This window comes from Alteribacter aurantiacus DSM 18675 (genome assembly GCF_000429705.1).
GTDB lineage: Bacteria > Bacillota > Bacilli > Bacillales > Salisediminibacteriaceae > Alteribacter > Alteribacter aurantiacus.
The window spans coordinates 1,517,753-1,534,735 of the sequence record NZ_KE386941.1; the positions used below are offsets into that span (position 1 = coordinate 1,517,753).

19 protein-coding genes are annotated in these 16,983 nt (G+C 41.3%); 9 read left to right on the top strand and 10 right to left on the bottom strand.

Features of this window, described 5'->3' with window-relative positions:
* Window positions 1–59 precede the first annotated feature (59 nt).
* The 3 genes from G476_RS21755 (at window position 60) to G476_RS0110975 (ending at window position 2,753) form a co-directional block, all read left to right on the top strand.
* Window positions 60–740: a BMQ_0737 family morphogenetic spore coat protein gene (locus tag G476_RS21755; protein ID WP_051314748.1), complete on the top strand. Its 681-nt coding sequence runs from the start codon at window positions 60–62 to the stop codon at window positions 738–740.
* Window positions 741–1,102: 362 nt separating this feature from the next.
* Window positions 1,103–1,759: a hypothetical protein gene (locus G476_RS0110970; RefSeq protein WP_026690153.1), complete on the top strand. Its 657-nt coding sequence runs from the start codon at window positions 1,103–1,105 to the stop codon at window positions 1,757–1,759.
* Between the two features lie 7 nt (window positions 1,760–1,766).
* On the top strand, window positions 1,767–2,753 hold the full coding sequence (locus G476_RS0110975) for a CgeB family protein (RefSeq protein ID WP_084405708.1): 987 nt from the start codon (window positions 1,767–1,769) through the stop codon (window positions 2,751–2,753).
* Here the strand turns inward: G476_RS0110975 and G476_RS0110980 are convergent.
* Window positions 2,734–3,075: a DUF1360 domain-containing protein gene (locus tag G476_RS0110980; RefSeq protein WP_245579652.1), complete on the bottom strand. Its 342-nt coding sequence runs from the start codon at window positions 3,073–3,075 to the stop codon at window positions 2,734–2,736. The genes G476_RS0110975 and G476_RS0110980 overlap by 20 nt on opposite strands.
* A 391-nt stretch (window positions 3,076–3,466) precedes the next feature.
* Here G476_RS0110980 and G476_RS0110985 point away from each other — a divergent pair, with 391 nt between their 5' ends.
* On the top strand, window positions 3,467–5,167 hold the full coding sequence (locus G476_RS0110985; protein WP_051314749.1) for a hypothetical protein: 1,701 nt from the start codon (window positions 3,467–3,469) through the stop codon (window positions 5,165–5,167).
* A gap of 65 nt (window positions 5,168–5,232) precedes the next feature.
* Here G476_RS0110985 and G476_RS0110990 read toward each other — a convergent pair whose 3' ends face one another.
* The 5 genes from G476_RS0110990 to G476_RS0111005 all read right to left on the bottom strand — a co-directional run bounded on the left by G476_RS0110990 (window position 5,233) and on the right by G476_RS0111005 (window position 9,949).
* Window positions 5,233–6,279, bottom strand: a complete 1,047-nt coding sequence (locus G476_RS0110990; protein ID WP_026690157.1) for a M42 family metallopeptidase — start codon at window positions 6,277–6,279, stop codon at window positions 5,233–5,235.
* A 173-nt stretch (window positions 6,280–6,452) separates the two neighbouring features.
* Entirely contained in the window at window positions 6,453–6,539 is an 87-nt protein-coding gene (locus tag G476_RS23300) for a YjcZ family sporulation protein (protein WP_084405709.1), read from the bottom strand.
* 102 nt (window positions 6,540–6,641) lie between these two features.
* On the bottom strand, window positions 6,642–7,421 hold the full coding sequence (gene fabI, locus G476_RS0110995) for an enoyl-ACP reductase FabI (RefSeq protein WP_026690158.1): 780 nt from the start codon (window positions 7,419–7,421) through the stop codon (window positions 6,642–6,644).
* Window positions 7,422–7,634: 213 nt separating this feature from the next.
* The gene (locus G476_RS23550) at window positions 7,635–7,787 is read right to left on the bottom strand and encodes a hypothetical protein (RefSeq protein WP_156906552.1); all 153 of its coding nucleotides are present in this window, start codon (window positions 7,785–7,787) and stop codon (window positions 7,635–7,637) included.
* Between the two features lie 113 nt (window positions 7,788–7,900).
* Complete coding sequence (locus G476_RS0111005) at window positions 7,901–9,949, bottom strand: cation:proton antiporter (RefSeq protein WP_026690159.1); 2,049 nt, start codon at window positions 9,947–9,949, stop codon at window positions 7,901–7,903.
* A 182-nt stretch (window positions 9,950–10,131) separates the two neighbouring features.
* On the opposite strand from G476_RS0111005, the gene prpE reads away from it, so the two are divergent.
* Window positions 10,132–10,872, top strand: coding sequence for a bis(5'-nucleosyl)-tetraphosphatase PrpE (prpE, locus tag G476_RS0111010; protein WP_026690160.1), 741 nt, complete (start codon window positions 10,132–10,134; stop codon window positions 10,870–10,872).
* A 178-nt stretch (window positions 10,873–11,050) separates the two neighbouring features.
* Here the strand turns inward: prpE and G476_RS0111015 are convergent, their stop codons facing one another.
* Genes G476_RS0111015 through G476_RS21760 form a run of 4 tightly spaced genes read right to left on the bottom strand, consistent with a single transcriptional unit; the run spans window position 11,051 to window position 13,837 of the window.
* Complete coding sequence (locus G476_RS0111015; RefSeq protein WP_245579653.1) at window positions 11,051–11,956, bottom strand: RluA family pseudouridine synthase; 906 nt, start codon at window positions 11,954–11,956, stop codon at window positions 11,051–11,053.
* On the bottom strand, window positions 11,949–12,743 hold the full coding sequence (locus G476_RS0111020) for an NAD kinase (RefSeq protein ID WP_026690162.1): 795 nt from the start codon (window positions 12,741–12,743) through the stop codon (window positions 11,949–11,951). Before G476_RS0111020 ends, G476_RS0111015 begins: the two co-directional genes overlap by 8 nt.
* A 17-nt stretch (window positions 12,744–12,760) precedes the next feature.
* Entirely contained in the window at window positions 12,761–13,399 is a 639-nt protein-coding gene (yjbM, locus tag G476_RS0111025; protein WP_026690163.1) for a GTP diphosphokinase, read from the bottom strand.
* 45 nt (window positions 13,400–13,444) lie between these two features.
* Window positions 13,445–13,837 (bottom strand): UPF0738 family protein, encoded by a 393-nt coding sequence (locus tag G476_RS21760; RefSeq protein WP_051314750.1) that lies wholly within the window; start codon window positions 13,835–13,837, stop codon window positions 13,445–13,447.
* A 164-nt stretch (window positions 13,838–14,001) separates the two neighbouring features.
* Between G476_RS21760 and G476_RS0111035 the strand changes: the two genes are divergently transcribed.
* The 4 genes from G476_RS0111035 to G476_RS0111050 all read left to right on the top strand — a co-directional run bounded on the left by G476_RS0111035 (window position 14,002) and on the right by G476_RS0111050 (window position 16,684).
* On the top strand, window positions 14,002–14,583 hold the full coding sequence (locus tag G476_RS0111035; RefSeq protein ID WP_026690164.1) for a CYTH domain-containing protein: 582 nt from the start codon (window positions 14,002–14,004) through the stop codon (window positions 14,581–14,583).
* Window positions 14,584–14,595: 12 nt separating this feature from the next.
* Window positions 14,596–15,162 (top strand): lytic transglycosylase domain-containing protein, encoded by a 567-nt coding sequence (locus tag G476_RS22865; protein ID WP_084405710.1) that lies wholly within the window; start codon window positions 14,596–14,598, stop codon window positions 15,160–15,162.
* 201 nt (window positions 15,163–15,363) lie between these two features.
* Window positions 15,364–15,732: a globin domain-containing protein gene (locus tag G476_RS0111045; RefSeq protein ID WP_245579654.1), complete on the top strand. Its 369-nt coding sequence runs from the start codon at window positions 15,364–15,366 to the stop codon at window positions 15,730–15,732.
* 28 nt (window positions 15,733–15,760) lie between these two features.
* Window positions 15,761–16,684, top strand: a complete 924-nt coding sequence (locus tag G476_RS0111050) for a ClpXP adapter SpxH family protein (RefSeq protein ID WP_026690167.1) — start codon at window positions 15,761–15,763, stop codon at window positions 16,682–16,684.
* The last annotated feature ends 299 nt before the right edge of the window (window positions 16,685–16,983 follow it).

Consider the following 16,983-nt stretch of genomic DNA (forward strand, 5'->3'; position numbering starts at 1 on the left):
CATACTATGAAGTAGTCCCCGATAAAGGAACTACCATGAATGAAAGGATGATATAAGGGATGTCAAGTTTGGAACGCCTATGTATTGAAGTAAATAAACTGTACGATTGGGTTACGCGTAGCACAACGAAGACACTTACGTTTTCAGGAGAAGCAGGTTTAGCAGAACTTGATTTCGATTGTGATGGAGAAGAAGGAGCAGATCCTTGCGAATTCCTTCCAGAAGACGGAGATTACATCGTTAACGTTGTAGCAAACGACGACCTCGACTGCACACAAGTTGGGCCGCGACGAGATGTGTTTTTCCCTGAACTCGGAATCGAGCTTCAAGAAGTGAAAATTCGAAAACAAGGTTCATTCTTTGTAGAGCTTCGTTTAGAAGAAGGCGGAGACGTCGTATGTACATCAGGAGACATCGACTTCTGCTTATTTGAAACGTTCTACCTCTGCGCGCCGGAAGGAACCGACGTTGAATGTGAAATCTATGACTTTTTTGGGGACGGAGTTATCTGCTGTACCAATGGTCAATTTAGTTCACTTGAACTTAGCTTGTTGATTTGTCAGCAAGTAAAAGTTACCGGTACAGTCATTATCGAAATCGAAGGTAAATACTGCAAACCGCGTCAACACATCATGCCACAACCAATCGATATCGAGTGTCCAAAAATTGTATTCCCGAAACAGTGCCCAGAGATCTTCCCTGGACCACACCGTCACGACGATAGCCACCACACGGTTTAATGGTTTACCTGTAATCATGATCAGATTGATGATATCCATCAATCTGATTTTTTTATTGCCTAAAATGAAATACTTTCTCACATGTGGAGTGGGGAAGAGTTTTTGTGTAAATCTCTTAGTCACCCAGCTTAATCCCCTTCAAAGTTCGAGTGCCAGTACCTCAATATCGTCATAAAGCAGCTTAATATGATGGCCTGAATTGCGTAACGCGCTTGATATGACAGTCGCGCTTTTGTTTACATGAATTTAGGGTGGTTTCCTACATTTGTATCAATACCTGCCTGGTGATTTTTATTTTACTTCTGACTGCAAACAGACGTGCATACACATTTTGTATCAAGGCTTAATCCGGGGTGATTGAAATGAAGTCAAAACAACCATATCAAACTCGTAAACAAGATGATTCCAAGCTTCAGCTTGAACAGAAAGTTCTACATTATCGTTCTGAAGTAGCTAAATATAAACAACAGGCTGAAGAGTTGAAAGTCTTATTGAAGGCATCCAAACAGAGCGACCAAGGCCTATCAATTGAGACCACTCCCCCACCAACGACCACACATGCAAAAGCTTATTTCAGCTACTCTACTTTTTTACCTAAGGAAAACGAACAACAAGATAACCAAATTCACGTCATTGGTCATTATGTATTTGAAAATACGGGCAATCAAATTCTGCATGATCCTGTTTTTTGTTTTCGAACAAAGCCCGCCAATCGCGTTCATATCGGTGGGAAGATCAGAATGAACCAAACGCATGATCAAACGTGGATGACACCGAAAGAAGAATGGATTTATGTACAAAATGATTGGAAGGAATGGGTTAAAACCAAGGGGGAGCACTGGTTAAAGCCCGTTCACATGGATACGATCAAACCCGGTGAAAAGGCCACTTTCTCAAATTTTGATATGGTCATCTCTCCAGGGAAACAAGATGAGCATGTTCTCATTGAAGGGTTTTGCTATGCACGAGAGTTACAAAAAGGGATTGCAAGTGTAAATACGATCAGTATTTATTTATAGGGGGAGCATGATGAAGATCGCATATATAAAAAACGAAAACCTCCCTTACGATAACCACGAGATTATTCAAACATTTAAAGAGAACGGTGTAGCAGTTGTTTCCACAACACAACAAAACTCCGAAGACAATATCATTGAATGCCTTAACCAGGAACGTCCCGCTTTTGCTTTTTGTGTATTCCAAAAAGGAAAGTGGGATGGCTTTTTTTCAGCCGTTAAACAAGCATGTGTGCCAGTGGTTGCTTGGACTACTGACGACCCGTACAGCTTGGATTACACCAAGCGGAGAATTCACCACTTTGACTACTTATTTTCACCGGACAAATACGCGGCTACTGTATACAGGAAGCTTGGTCACCAACGTACTTATGTGTTACCTTACGGGACTTTACCAAACCTCTTCTACCATGATCCTTCAAAAAAAAGAATCTATGAAAGTGATGTCTGTTTGATTGGAGATGCCGACGACAAAAGAGCATCTTATGTGGAATATCTCTATCGTCAAACCGATTGGACGATCCGAGTCGTGGGAAGGGGCTGGAAAGAAGCAATAATGAACTTCAAGCCATCTACTAGGCTTTTAGCGGTGAATTACTGGGTCCCTCCTTCAATTGCGAGATTATTTTACTCAAATTCTAAAATTGTACTTAACATTCCTCCAGTCTATAAAACCTTGGATAATGCTACAGGCTTTCCAGCACACGGACCCTCAAGTGACTTTTATCAAATTGCTGGATGCAAAGCATTTCAGATTGCGGAAAAAAGAAAAGGGATTAGCGAACTTTTTCATTCGCCTAAAACCATTGTGCAAATGAACTCGAAAGAAGAATGTCTGGCTTTCGCAAGCCATTACCTAAGAAACGAAGAAGACCGTACCTTAATGGCAGAAGCTGCCTTTAATGAAGTCACAAGTCGCCATTTACTCTCTCATCGCCTTCAATCGCTTATAGAGACCATTCAAGAACAGTTCGTAACTAATCCAGAAAGAATTTAGCTGTAATAGCTTCGATCAGAGCAGCCACTCCCGCCACAGCTAAAATGACGATAAGGATGAAGAAGAAAGAAGGTAAGACGACATAACCACCTGTAAGGATCATCGCTGCCCAAACAGATGTACACCAATGACATGTAATCACTTCACCAATAAAGCGTTTAATTATACCGTCTTTCGGCACATAATATTCTTCTCCACCTTCTTCAATAACGTCAAGAAACAGCAGGCGAAGTGGAAGGGTAATCTTATCGTATACAAACAAATGTGTTAAACGAAACGATGCGAGTGAGAGCAACAAAAAAGTTAAAAATGACATTTCCATTTAAATCCCCCCTAAAAACGATTGTCTTCTTCACTGTATGAAGGACATTCTCTTTTTGATTGGGACAGTTGAAACAATTGTTTTAAAAACTAAACCACAATCGTGTATCATCACACGGTGATTGCAATGAAACGTTTTGGTTATGTCAAGCAACTTCTCGTCTATAAATAAAACGACCTACTCTAAGTCGTTTAAATGCTTTTATTTATAGACAAGACAGTGCCGATAATCATCCCCTCCACCTTCTATTATGAGAATGGTCTCCTCGATCTTGCTGGAACATCTCTTTCTAATAATCGAGGTATAATCATATTCTTTGAAACCTTTATTCGTTATTTTCGTATATACTAGAGAATGTTATTCGACAAAAACAATGGGGGAATTGTTACACATGTTTATTTACAGTTTGTTAGGAGCACTTCTTTTCTTGAACCCTATTATAGGACAATGGGTTTCATCCTTTAAGAAAAAGAAAACCGCTCAATTCTTCATCTATGAAAACGTTACACGCTACGTAGTTGGCGTCATCATTAGTTTCTTTATTTTTTATGTAGGCCTAATTGATGTCACTTGGCACGGAATTTTAAGTAGCTTCGCCATTATTATTATTATTAACTTATTGTTTTCTGCTTCACTGTCTTATTACTATGAAAAAAAAGCAACATTATCCAACAGAGGTGCTTTTATATTGGGGTGCTTGTTAGCCGTTGGTATGGCTTACATGTGGATGGTTTACCCTATTCAAACAGCTCAAGATCGTCATCATTTACCAAACGCAACCGTTGAGATGGATGTAATGGAAAGTGCAAATGAAGAGAATATTCGTGTGGTTCCTTATGGTAATGCTCGTTATCGTTCCGAAATCGTTTTCGGAGAACTGGACAACTCCGCTCGGTATCATTTAGGTGAGTCAAGTATTCAAAAGATTGATAATGAACTTTTCTGGGTTAGCCCTATTGAATATGATGGACTGTTTCGTTGGTTTACTACGGACCATGTACCAGGATATATTAAAGTATCAGCGGAAAACCCGAACGACCAAGCTGAGCTTGTAGATACTTATGAAATGACGTATGTACCAAGTGCTTACTTCGGTGAAAATGCCAAACGAATGGTGAGAAGTGAATTTGATGACATCATCATTGTAAGTGAATCCTTTGAGCCAGATGAAGATGGTCATCCTTACTATGTATTTTCATATGGCTACTATGAATTTTTCCGACATGGCAACAAAGCCCATGGCGTCGTTGTACTTGATGCCGTAACCGGGGAAATGGAGCGGTATGACCTTGCCGACATGCCTGCATTCATCGATCAAGGTGTGGCAGAACGAACAGCATTGAATTATGCTACTTGGTTCGGTCAATACGGTGGCGGTTTTATTAATCGTTTCATAGGACGTGATGGTGTACACGAACCGAGACGAAATGAAATGATTGGTGTTTTTGGCTCAGATCAAGATATGTATTGGTTTGTAGACCATGAACGTCCAAGAGGTTCGGGAAATACGATGGTCGGCTTTTCCATGGTTAATGCTCGTACCGGGGAAATGACCTATTACGGCGGTCAGGACGCTCGCGGTATTTTAAACGGTAATGCTGCGAGAGATCGGGTCGATCGTGCCTTTGAGCGTGAGCAATGGGTTGGAACACAACCGGTTCTTTACTCCATTTATGGTCAGTACACATGGGTAGTACCTGTAGTGGACCGAAACAATGGTTTCCAAAAAATCGCATTGGTTCACGCAGATTCAGGTAGAGTCGTACACGGGGATTCACGCCGGGAAGTATTCAATGACTATCAAAACTTCCTTGCTACTGGCCTTGACCGAGATGTGGATATCCCGACAGATGTAGCCAATGAAATTGAAGAAACCGTTACCGTACAGCGCGTTACGCAATCAACAGACGAAGATGGCACGATTGTTATGATTTTATTCGAAGGAAAAGACCAAGTATTTACAGTCCCTGTCAATCGCTCTCAACTGGCTTTGTTTATAGAGCCTGGGGACGAATTGCTCATTCAATATATCGATACAGAAGAAAATACCATAGCCATACAAAATTACCGCAATTTATCGTTAGATGAATAAGTAAATAAAAGAAAGAGGCTAGGACAGAAGTTCTTGATGTCCTAGCCTCTTTCCTATGATTAAAACTAAACTAATTCTGATTCAAGATAATGATATAACAGCTTTGTTGTTTCTTCGATCGAGTCTCGATGGGTTCTTTCATAAGCATGAGAAGAATCAATTCCTGGCCCTACAAGACCATGGACGATATCATGACCTGATCGAATCGCGGCAGAGGCATCGGAACCGTAATATGGGTATATATCAAGCTTGTACGCGATGTCGTTTCTTTCAGCCAATTCAACAAGGTTTTTACGTAGACCGTAATGATAAGGGCCACTTGAATCTTTTACACAAATGGAAACGGTATATTCGTCCGTTTGCTGTCCATCCCCCATCGCTCCCATGTCAACAGCTAAGTACTCAATCGTTTCAGGCGTGATGTTCGAGTTTCCACCGTAACCGATCTCTTCATTATTTGAAATCAAAAAGTGTGTCGTATAAGGTAGTGTAGTCCCCTCCTCTTTCACTTGTTGGATCAGTTGAAGAAGGATGCCTACACTTGCTTTATCATCAAGATGTCTCGATTTTATAAACCCACTTGAAAGCACCTGTACCCGTGGATCAAGGGAAACAAAATCCCCGACTTCAATGCCTAGTGCCCGCACATCTTCTGGATTATGAACCTTTTCATCAAGTCGCACTTCCATGTTGTCTTGATTCCGTTCTGCTTTACCTGCCTCTTTGTAAACGTGAACGGACGTTTGGTGCATTAAAATAGTTCCGGAAAACGTTTTACCATTGGACGATTCAATCTCGCAATACTCCCCTTCAATTGCGTTAAATTTATATCCTCCAATCAAGTCAAGTTTTAACCGCCCGCTTGGCTTGATTTCTTTTACCATCGCACCTAACGTATCAACGTGGGCTGTAAGCATGCGATGCTTTGTGTCGTTCTTCCCGGGAAGTGTGGCAATTAGACCCCCTTTTCTATTTCGCTTCGTTTCTACTTGTAACGATGAGAGAAACTCCTCTACATATGTAATCACGCGATCTGTATTCCCCGAAGGGCTAGGAATGGAAACCAGTTCTTTAATCATTGTTAACGTTTCATCTACATTCGGGTATCCCATAATGATCTCTCCCTTGTCCAATTGTAGCCTGCCATAATCTTGTGAAAGTATCACAAAGGGTCAGACCCCAATATCATTATAACCGAAACGCACACGAACGGTCATGACTCCGGGTGAGTTACAAAAAAGGATCAAAAAAAGAGCATCTCGTATGAGACACTCGTTTCCTTTTCTTAGTATACGTAGGCTGAACCTACGATTACTAGCAAAATGAATAGAACTACAAGTAGTGTAAATCCGCTACCGCTGCCGTAACCCATTCCATCCACCTCCAGACACCTGACTCGTTTGAGATCCCTCTCTGTATAAGCATATGTCCGGTATCTGGATTTGGATTGGACTCGTTCACTAATTTAAGCCGATTACATTAGGCCGATCGTACTGTACCCACCATCAACGTGAAGCATTTCTCCTGTAATGGCACGAGACATGTCACTCATCAGAAATAGAGCTGTATCCCCAACTTCTTCTTGAGTCACTGTACGTTTTAAAGGAGCTTTCTCTTCGATTTCACGAAGAACTTCGTTAAATCCACCAATACCTTTTGCAGCTAGCGTTCGGATTGGTCCTGCAGAAATGGCATTCACACGAATGTTTTCTTTGCCTAAGTCATTTGCTAAATATTTCATACTTGCATCAAGAGATGCTTTAGCAACTCCCATGACATTGTAGTTTTTCACAACACGCTCACCACCTAAGTACGTGAGCGTCACAATACTACCTCCTTCTTTCATCAAAGGACGAGCTGCCTTGGCTACTGCCGTCAAGGAGTATGCACTAATGTTTTGGGCTAATAAAAACCCTTCACGAGTCGTGTTCAGATATTCTCCTTCCAACTCCTCGCGATTAGCAAATGCAATACAATGAGCAATTCCGTGGATCACGCCTACTTCTTTTTCAATATCTTGAAAAGTCTTTTCAACCTCATCGTCTTTTGTCACGTCACATGGAAGAATAACGTAATCATCACGCTGCAATGTTTCTGCAAGTTGTCTAACATTACGCTCAAGGCGCTCCCCTGCATATGTAAAGATCAATCTAGCTCCAGCGTTTGACAGGGATTGGGCAATTCCCCAAGCAATACTACGTTTATTCGCAACCCCCATCACAACATATGTACGGTTAGATAAATCAAGATTCATCATAAATATGAGCCTCCTCATTATTTTATATAGCTAGTATTATTAGTTGGTACTAATCTTTGTCTATTATATCACACGTAAAGAGGTTTGTTTAATAAAAATCCACATGAGTAGAGGAAGAAAGATGGCTAAATTCGTCCTTAACCTGAGCCCTCTATAGACAAAATCACCTGTTCTCTATCTCATCACCAACCGTACCTCTAACCCACTTCTTTACCCTTTACTCGTTAGTATATTTCTCTTTTCATACCCACATTTAGGACATTCAAAAATAACGTTTTGATTGGATTGAGCAGTAAGTACACTTTGAATTGGGTGTTCTTCGCCACACTTCGGACAGTGTACAAGAGGTTCTTCCATATTCATATCCATTCGCCTCCTTTTCTGCTTTAGTTTGTGTCCTGCTTCAAAAAACATTCCTTCTCTATCTAAACAAAAACAAGGCTAGAACATTGTCTCTGTCCCAGCCTTGTTTCCATTTATTTGTTCGTAAAATCAGGGCTCATGACCGTTCCTTTTGTGCCTCGATCGTCAATGGCGGCTTCTTTGGTGAATAACACAATAAAGCTGACGATCTTTGTCTTTTGAATATAATGAGGCAATCGTTCCAAACGGTGGTGCCAGCTTACGGTACCGCGACGGGCACTCAAAATAAAGAGAAGGTCCGTTTCCCTAAATGTATCGTAATACTGTTCTTTTAAATCAATCCAATCATCGATTTCTCCCGCTTCCATGGACATGGTCGGCTTAATGGAAGCAAAGATCTTCATGTACTTTTCTTTTTTATCACCAACAATGATAAGAAACAGTTCCGCACCAATTCGACTAGCAAGTGTTTTTGTTGTTCGAAACGCTTCATCAGCTCCACTCATGTGATCAAAGCCTTTTGGAATCACTACGATCATTCTTCTCGTTACATTTAATGGGTGCGATAGCTTTGAAACTAACACTTGTCGGTCTGTGAATTCGACCACATCATCAATCACACTTCCGAACGTGTGACTCCCTTTGTTTCTTTGCCCATTCCAACCGACAATAATGGTGGAAATTCGGTTGTCTGTTACTGCATAAGAAATGCGCTTTGCCGGATTATCTCCAACCCGCGTCATAGGTCGGACGGATACATCAGCTGCAGATGCATACAGAACTGCATGTCCGAGCATTTTTTCCGCTTGAGCGACTTTGAGCTCCATGTCCTCGTTGCCACCTTTCACCACGGTCATGGGGTACAAAGGCTCAGTAGACAGAGGATCCTTGATTGTAATGGCCAATTCCAACAGATTATCCATGGTTTGGGGATTGGCCATTGGTATGAGTAAACGTTCGGGTAACTGTTCTTCTTTAATAGGACCATTGTCTTCTACATAAGCAAGCTTTCGACCATAAAATTCGGTCATCGTAGGACCGATGATACAAGTGATTAAAATCATAATAATCACTCCGTTAACAACAGCTACATCAAACAATCCAAGTTCATATCCTACAAGAGTAGCAGCCAAAGTCGCAGCGGCTTGGGGAATACTTAACCCGTACATGACTTCACGTTCTAATTGTGTGTATCCGTACATTCTTGACGTAATATAGGTTGCCAGCCATTTTCCGCCGTTTACAAATGCTACGATGGCAATTGCTAAAAATACGGACGAGGGATGATCAATGAGCACTCTGAAGTCCATAAGCATTCCTACTGAGAGTAAGAAAAACGGAATAAAGAGGGCATTGCCTACAAATTTAATACGGTTCATAAGAGCGCCGTTTTCCAGTATCAGTCGATTAAGTGCCAAACCAGCAAGGAATGCCCCAATAATCGGCTCCACACCTGCGATGATGGCCAACAGAGCACACAAAAACATAATACTCATCACAAAAACATAGTCAATGGAGCCTCCCCCACTGAATTTAATGAAAAAACGCTTACTGATGTATGGCACTCCAAAAATGACCACAGTGGAAAAGATCCCTAAGCTTAGTATGAGTTGCACCCAAAAAACAAACGTCAACTCCCCTTGAACTGCACCAGCTACGATCGCAAGAACAAGCATTGCTAATATATCGGTAAGGATCGTTCCTCCAACCGTTGTCGTTACTGCCCTGTTTTTCGCTATCCCCATTCGACTGGCGATCGGATATGCTAACAAAGTATGAGAACCAAGAAGAGAGCCGAGCAATACCGCTGACAAAATTGAAAAACCGAATACAAAACCAAGGACAGCTCCCAAAACAAAAGGAATGAAAAACGATAGCAAACCAAACTCAATGCTTCTTCGACGGTATTTTTTAAAACCATCGAGGTCAATTTCAAGCCCGGCAATAAAAATAATATATAAAAGTCCCACCGTTCCTAAGATAACGATGGTTTCATTTCTCTCAAGCACGCCAAGACCATTTGGTCCGATAATCATACCCGCAATGAGAATGCCAATAATTCCAGGAATCCTAATCCGAGTCATAATGAGTGGGGAAATGAGAAATATAATCATAGCAATGGCAAAAATAAATACAGGATGAGTTGTGAATTCAGTGACCATCTCATTCTCCTTTTATACGATACTTCCACGGTTCACTGAAGTCACATGACTATACAAGTACCGAGGTGTAAAAACGTTTCAATCGTAAGCTAAACGAAGCTTGTTTGTCAACGTTCGTCCTCATAAACATTCCATGATAGGATAAAAGTAGTAAAATTCAAACCTGTAGGAGGAAGATCCCTTTGATAGATATTATCGGTGATGTGCACGGTTGTTATGACGAAATGATCGCTTTATTAAAAAAAACTGGTTATTCCGTTGGGGATGACGAACTCCTTTCAAGCCCGGAAGGCCGAAAACTCGCCTTCCTTGGAGATCTAACAGACCGAGGACCTAATTCTGTTGGTGTACTCCGCTTTGCGATAAAAAACTGGAAAGAAGATCGGATTCTCTATTGCCCTGGCAACCATTGTGATAAGCTTTACCGCTATTTTTTAGGGCGAAATGTCCAACAAAAACATGGGCTTGAGACAACCGTCGAAGAGCTTAAAAGCTTGAATAAAAAAGAGTATACATTTATATCTGAAGGGTTTAAACGTATGGTGGAAAACTCTCCTCTTTATTTAACCTTAGATGAAGGTAAACTCGTGGTGGCACATGCAGGGATCCGCGGGGACTTGATTGGCAAAACAAATAAGAAGGTAAAGACGTTTGTCCTTTATGGTGACATCACTGGAGAAACACATGCTGATGGCCGACCTGTAAGACGGGATTGGGCGAAAGCATACACCCATGACACGTTCGTTATATATGGACATACACCGGTAAACGAACCGAGATTTCTAAACCATACGGTCAACATTGATACGGGATGCGTGTTCGGAAACAGACTCACTCTCTTGCGGTGGCCGGAAAAAAAAATCGTAGATGTGCCTTCAGAGCAACCTTTCGTTGAGGAGAAGTTCAGACCGCTCGGGGAATAGTGCTTAAAAAGAAGCCTTTTCGTTTACGAAATCCGAACAACTAGGTGTGGTAATCATCAATCCCTGCTGTTCGGATTTTTAGTTTAACACCTCCATACGATCTCAGCCTATGTAAAGAGGTTTGAAAATCAATGAGTCACTCACTTACTCTTATCTTTTTTGCTACATTAAGCAATCTCTACTTATTTATATTCCCCTCTTCCATCCATGCCTGTTCCATGTCATGTGGAACCTTACTTTCATACCGATGATGTTCGCCTGTAAATGGGTGAGTAAAGGACAAACAAGCAGAATGCAGTGCTTGGCGACTGATTTTATGAGTATGCCCACCATAAAGCGTATCACCAGCCAAAGGAAAGCCGAGATGAGAAAAGTGGACACGGATTTGGTGTGTCCTACCTGTTTCAAGACGCACTTTTACCTTCGTAAGCCTCTTATTTTTTTCCAACACTTCAAAATGTGTAACAGCATGTTGCCCATCCTCTCGTACTTCACGTTCAATAATACTCGAGCCTTTCCGTCCGATCGGATATTTAACGGTCCCTTCATTCCTTGGCAAAGAACCTTCAAGAAGTACTTCATATTCCCTCTTTAATCCAGCTTTCACAAATTGATCATGAGCGTATCGATGTTTGGCAACCAGCAAAAGACCTGACGTATTTCGATCCAAACGTGTAACACCATGAAACGTTGCAGGAATGTGCTGTTGTTGATAATAATGAATCACACCGTGAGCCAACGATAGTCCAGGCTCCCGGGATGAGGGCACCGTAGGTAATCCTGCTGGTTTATCGATCACAAGCATATGATCATCTTCCGCAACAATCGTGAGTGGGATCTCCAATGGCTCGAGTGCCTCACTTGCCTGTTCAGGTGGAAATAAAACCAGTACGTGGTCTTTACCACGTAAAATGGTGCGTACATCTGATTCTTTTCCATTAACAAAGAGCCCACCGCCACGTAATTTAATCTCGGCCAAGGCTTTTCTAGACATCTGTTTATGTTTTCTTAGAAACGTACGAAGGAGCTCCCCGTCAAGTGAGACAGGGACCTCCCAAGTAATCTTCATTCGATTGTCAATCATTAATGAACGACTCCTTTACACGTTTCCAGAACGGAAAGGGCCTAAAGCGTGCAAAACGTACTTTTTGCTCGGCAACGCGACATTGAATCGACTTTACGTCTTGTTGCAGCAAAGTTAAGTGGTCGATCGTGACTTGAAAATCCACATCGTTTTTAGGCTTTAACAAGCATGTATGATGTTGAGGCAGCACGAGTGGTGAACCAATTGTTCTGTACACACGGTTATTAATGGATGCCATTTCAGCAAGCTGAATCGATGCTAATGATGGGTGTAAGATTGCACCACCGAGAGCTTTATTATAAGCGGTACTTCCAGAAGGTGTACTCAGACAGAGTCCATCTCCTCTAAACGTTTCAAACAACTCTCCTTTAATCTCGATATCCATGACAAGGGAGCCTTCCGTACTTTTTACAGAACATTCATTGAGAGCAAGGAAGCGCTCGGACTTTCGATCTCCGTTATGTCGTACAATCACTTCAAGGAGAGGATATTCAACTACCTTAAAAGGTGTCTTCGCAATGTGAATGACCAATTTTTCCACTTCATCTGGCTGCCAATCCGCATAAAAACCTAGGTGTCCCGTATGGACTCCCACAAAAGCTGTATCCTCAAGTCGATGAGCATATTGGTGAAACGCTTCTAATAAAGTACCATCTCCCCCTACACTAATAACGATGTCTGGCTCTTTATTGTCGTAGGAAAGGGCAAATTCATTTAAATAGGTTTTTACTTTTTGAGCGATCCGATTGGAAGTGGTGTCGCCTCTTGACGTAACCATAAATTTCATCAGCTATTATCCTTTCATTACGAATTCGGTTTATGGATGGAATCAGTGGTTGATGAAATAATCTTTTGCGCTTCCCTAACTTCGCCTCGAATTTGAGACATTTCTTCGTCAAGTCTAAACGCCGCTTCGGATGCACGGTGTAGCCGCTCTTCAATTTCTCTCGGGATTTGACCCGAATACTTATACTGTAAGGAATGCTCAATCGTAGCCCAAAAATTCATAGCAAGCGTTCGAATTTGAAGTTCAACCAAAACCGGCTTCTCTCCATCAATGGTTTGAACTGGATACTCCAAGACCATGTGATAAGACCGGTAACCACTTTCTTTTTTGTGCTTGACGTAATCAATTTCTTCCACGATTTTAAAGTCGTTTCTAATTTTGATTAAGTCTACAACCGTGTCGATATCACCGACGAATTGACACATAATTCGAATGCCCGCAAGGTCTTGCATTGTCCCTTCCAATTCATTTAAGGGAATGTTTTTTCTTTTTGCTTTTTGCAAAATACTGGATACGGGTTTGACACGGCCTGTAACGAATTCAATAGGGGTATGACGAGGAGAATGTTTAAATTGCTCACGCACACCTTTAAATTTCACTTTTAGTTCGTCTACTGCTTGCTTGTATGGGGCAAGCATCACGTCCCACTCTTTCAATCCAACTCACCACCGCGCTTGGTTTGACTTACCGTGTTCATTACGTTAATGGTTAAATGTTTTTTCTACGGCCTCCACCATTTCGTCACCGTAATTTGTGTTTCCTTCAATGTTTTCTACTAAGTAGTCAATCTCAGTCCAAAAATCGGTCAGCTCAAGTTGAACGTTCTCGTTATCTTTAGAAGTCATTTCAAGTACGACAGGTAGGTCATGTCTGACACTATTAAGGGCTTCCCAAGACTCGACTGGAAAGCGAATATATGTAAAAGAACTGTCGTCTTCTATTATGTAAATAAATGTTTTCGCATCACTGTCAGCAAGCATTTGTGAACTGGCTTTAAGTGAGTGTAAAGCACTCGTATCAAGATTCGTATCCACTTTCACACTCAACATTGAATCAGTTCGCTCCAACTCTTTTATGGTCCATGAATTATTCATTGTACATTCCTCCAAAACATAAATCATTTTGTTCATAAGTTTATCATAATTCCCATCCCTACGTTAATAATACCCTGTTTTATCGAAAAAAAAGCCTCATTGTATTCAACCTGTCCATATGAAATAATAACGTAGGACAACTTTTATGAAAAGGTGAACTAACCATGAATCAAGAAATTGAAATTGAATTTAAAAATCTTCTGACAAAAGAAGAATACATACGACTTAAACACGCTTTTTTTGAAACAAACGACCAGCCGTTTTCCCAAAGCAACCATTATTTTGACACTGCGGATCTTTTGCTTAAAGACAATGGTTCGGCTTTACGAATCCGCAAAAAGAACGACCGATACGTTTTAACATTAAAGCAACCCCTAGAAACCGGACTACTCGAAACACATCAAACCATTACAAAACACGAAGCTGAAATAGCTTTCAAGAATGGATCGCTCCCTTTAGGAGACGTCATTAACCATCTGAAAAAAACATTACCGGTAACAGAGAACTCTTTTACCTTTCTCGGAAGCTTAGCCACGGATCGCTTGGAAAAAGACATCCCCGGTGGTTTACTTGTTTTGGATAAAAGTTCTTATTTAAACGAAACGGATTATGAGCTTGAGTTTGAATGCACAAATGCAGACGAAGGTAAAAAAGTCTTTCACTCTTTACTACAAGATTACGATATACAAAAGAAGGACACCGAGAGTAAAATACATCGTTTCTTTAACACGTTGCACCATCAATAAACGAAGGAGCGGATGAACGTGAACATTCGTAACGATACGTATCAATGGCAAGCCTTAAAGCAGTTTGCGGACCGTCTTCAAACATCCATGACAACAAAAACAAAGCAATCCTTCCATGACATGCTAATGACTACTTCTTCCTCCGAACCAAAAGTGGTAGTGAAAGAACCACCTCCTGTTCTTACTAAGGGGGAAAAAACGGGAAACTTTTCTAATCTTATTGAAAGCACAGGAAAGAAACACGGAGTCGACCCTAGCCTTATTTACGCCATCATTAAACATGAATCCAACTTTAAGCCAGATGCAGTAAGCCACGCTGGGGCTCGAGGATTGATGCAACTCATGCCAAACACAGCAAAGGGGCTAGGTGTCACGAACATCTTCGATCCTAAAGAAAACGTCGATGCTGGTACTCGTTATATTAAAGCGATGCTCAACAAATACAACGGAAACACAGAACTCGCATTAGCCGCTTACAACGCTGGACCTGGCAATGTTGATAAATACGGAGGAATTCCCCCATTCAAAGAAACACAATCCTATGTTCCAAAGGTAATGGCAACGTTTAAAAAAGCATAGATTAAAAGGTTCGGTCAAGCCCGAACCTTTTTTTGTTGCGCAAAATGAGGCCGCAATCAAGTCAAAGCACTTATGACTTGTACTGTCGAACTCCCACTCTATTGCACACTATCTCACAATCACATTTGTTGCCCATGTGTCATATGCTTGCTACAATAAGTTTACATTAACGTTGACTGTATGAAAAAAAGGGGTTTACGCATGAAGGTACCTTACGACATCATTGGAGAAGAAAAACTGGAAGAACTCGTCGATGTGTTCTATACTAACGTAGCACTTGATAAAGAACTTGCCCCTCTATTTCCGGAGGATTTCACAGAAACGGCAAGAAAGCAAAAGCAGTTTTTAACGCAGTTCCTGGGCGGGCCGCAGCTCTATACAGAAGAACACGGTCACCCCATGTTACGTGCTAGACACATGCCTTTTTCCATCACCCCAAAACATGCTAAAGCATGGTTGTCATGTATGGAACAAGCGATGGATGAAGTGAAATTGGAAGAGCCTTTTCGTTCTGCATTCTTAGAAAGACTCACACAAACAGCCAACCATATGGTAAATACAATGGAGTAAGACACTCCTTTACAAGGAGGGACGACACGTGAAAACCAAAGAAGGAAACTTCGTATGCTATGACGACTTAGGGATCTGTTGTCCAGAGGAGCCATCCTCATTCTATGTTCCAGATCAGGGGAAAAAGCCCCTTGAAATATATATGTTTATCGATCCCCTTTGCCCTGAATGCTGGGCGTTGGAGCCCATTATAAAAAAGCTCCAAATGGAATATGCGAACTACTTCAAAATCCGTACGTTCCTTGGCTATGAGCTTAAAAAAATGAACCCTTGCTCAAACTCTAAAAATGACCGTTACCAAAAGAATATGGCACAGTCTTATGATGAAACAGCTACTCGTACTGGTATGCCATGCGACGGGGACGTTTGGTACGAACAATCGATCTCCATGCCGTATGCTGCATCACTTGCCATTAAAGCAGCTGAGCTTCAAGGTGGAGCCATCGGTTCGAAGTATTTACGACTGTTACGAGAAGCGTTATTTCTTCACAAGAAAAACATTGCCGAAGAACAAGTACTCATTGACTGCGCGAAAAAAATAAAAGGTCTCGATTTGTGCGAATTCAAATGCGACCTCCACTCTCAAAGCGCGACAAAAGCCTTGCAATCTGACGCATGTACGACGAAGGAAATGGACGTGCAATCACTTCCAACGCTCGTATTCTTCAATGACAACGTAGATGAACCGGGATTAAGTGTTCCTGGTTTGTACGACTACTCGGTTTATGTTGAAATTATCACTGACATGCTCGGGTTTAAGCCTGAGAAATGTCCTCCTATATCCATTGAACGTTTCGTAAAATTTTACACACTCGTTGCATCAAAAGAGATTGCTGTCGTTTTTGACATGACCTGTGAAGAAGCCGATCGAGAAATGAAAAAGCTTCAAATTCAACAAAAAGTGGAATGTGTTCCGGTCAAGTTCGGTAACCTTTGGCGTTATATTGGATAAAAAAAGTCAGGCATTGTGCCTGACTTTTTTTATCCATACCCTCTTTTTTATTGTTTCACTCAACATTTAGGTTGTACTAAAAATAAAAGAGGTTCATAAAGTAGTAGAGAAAATCATGTTTTATAGGAGTGACATTGAATGCAAACCACTCTTGTTTTCATAGGCATTGTTTTTATACTCTTAAGCTTTTGCCTTCTCATCCTAAGTTTAATGGGCCTCTTCCCAAAGTGGATTAGCATTCCATTACTATTAGGTACCATCCTATTTACAGTAAACATGTTAAATCACAGGCACCGCTT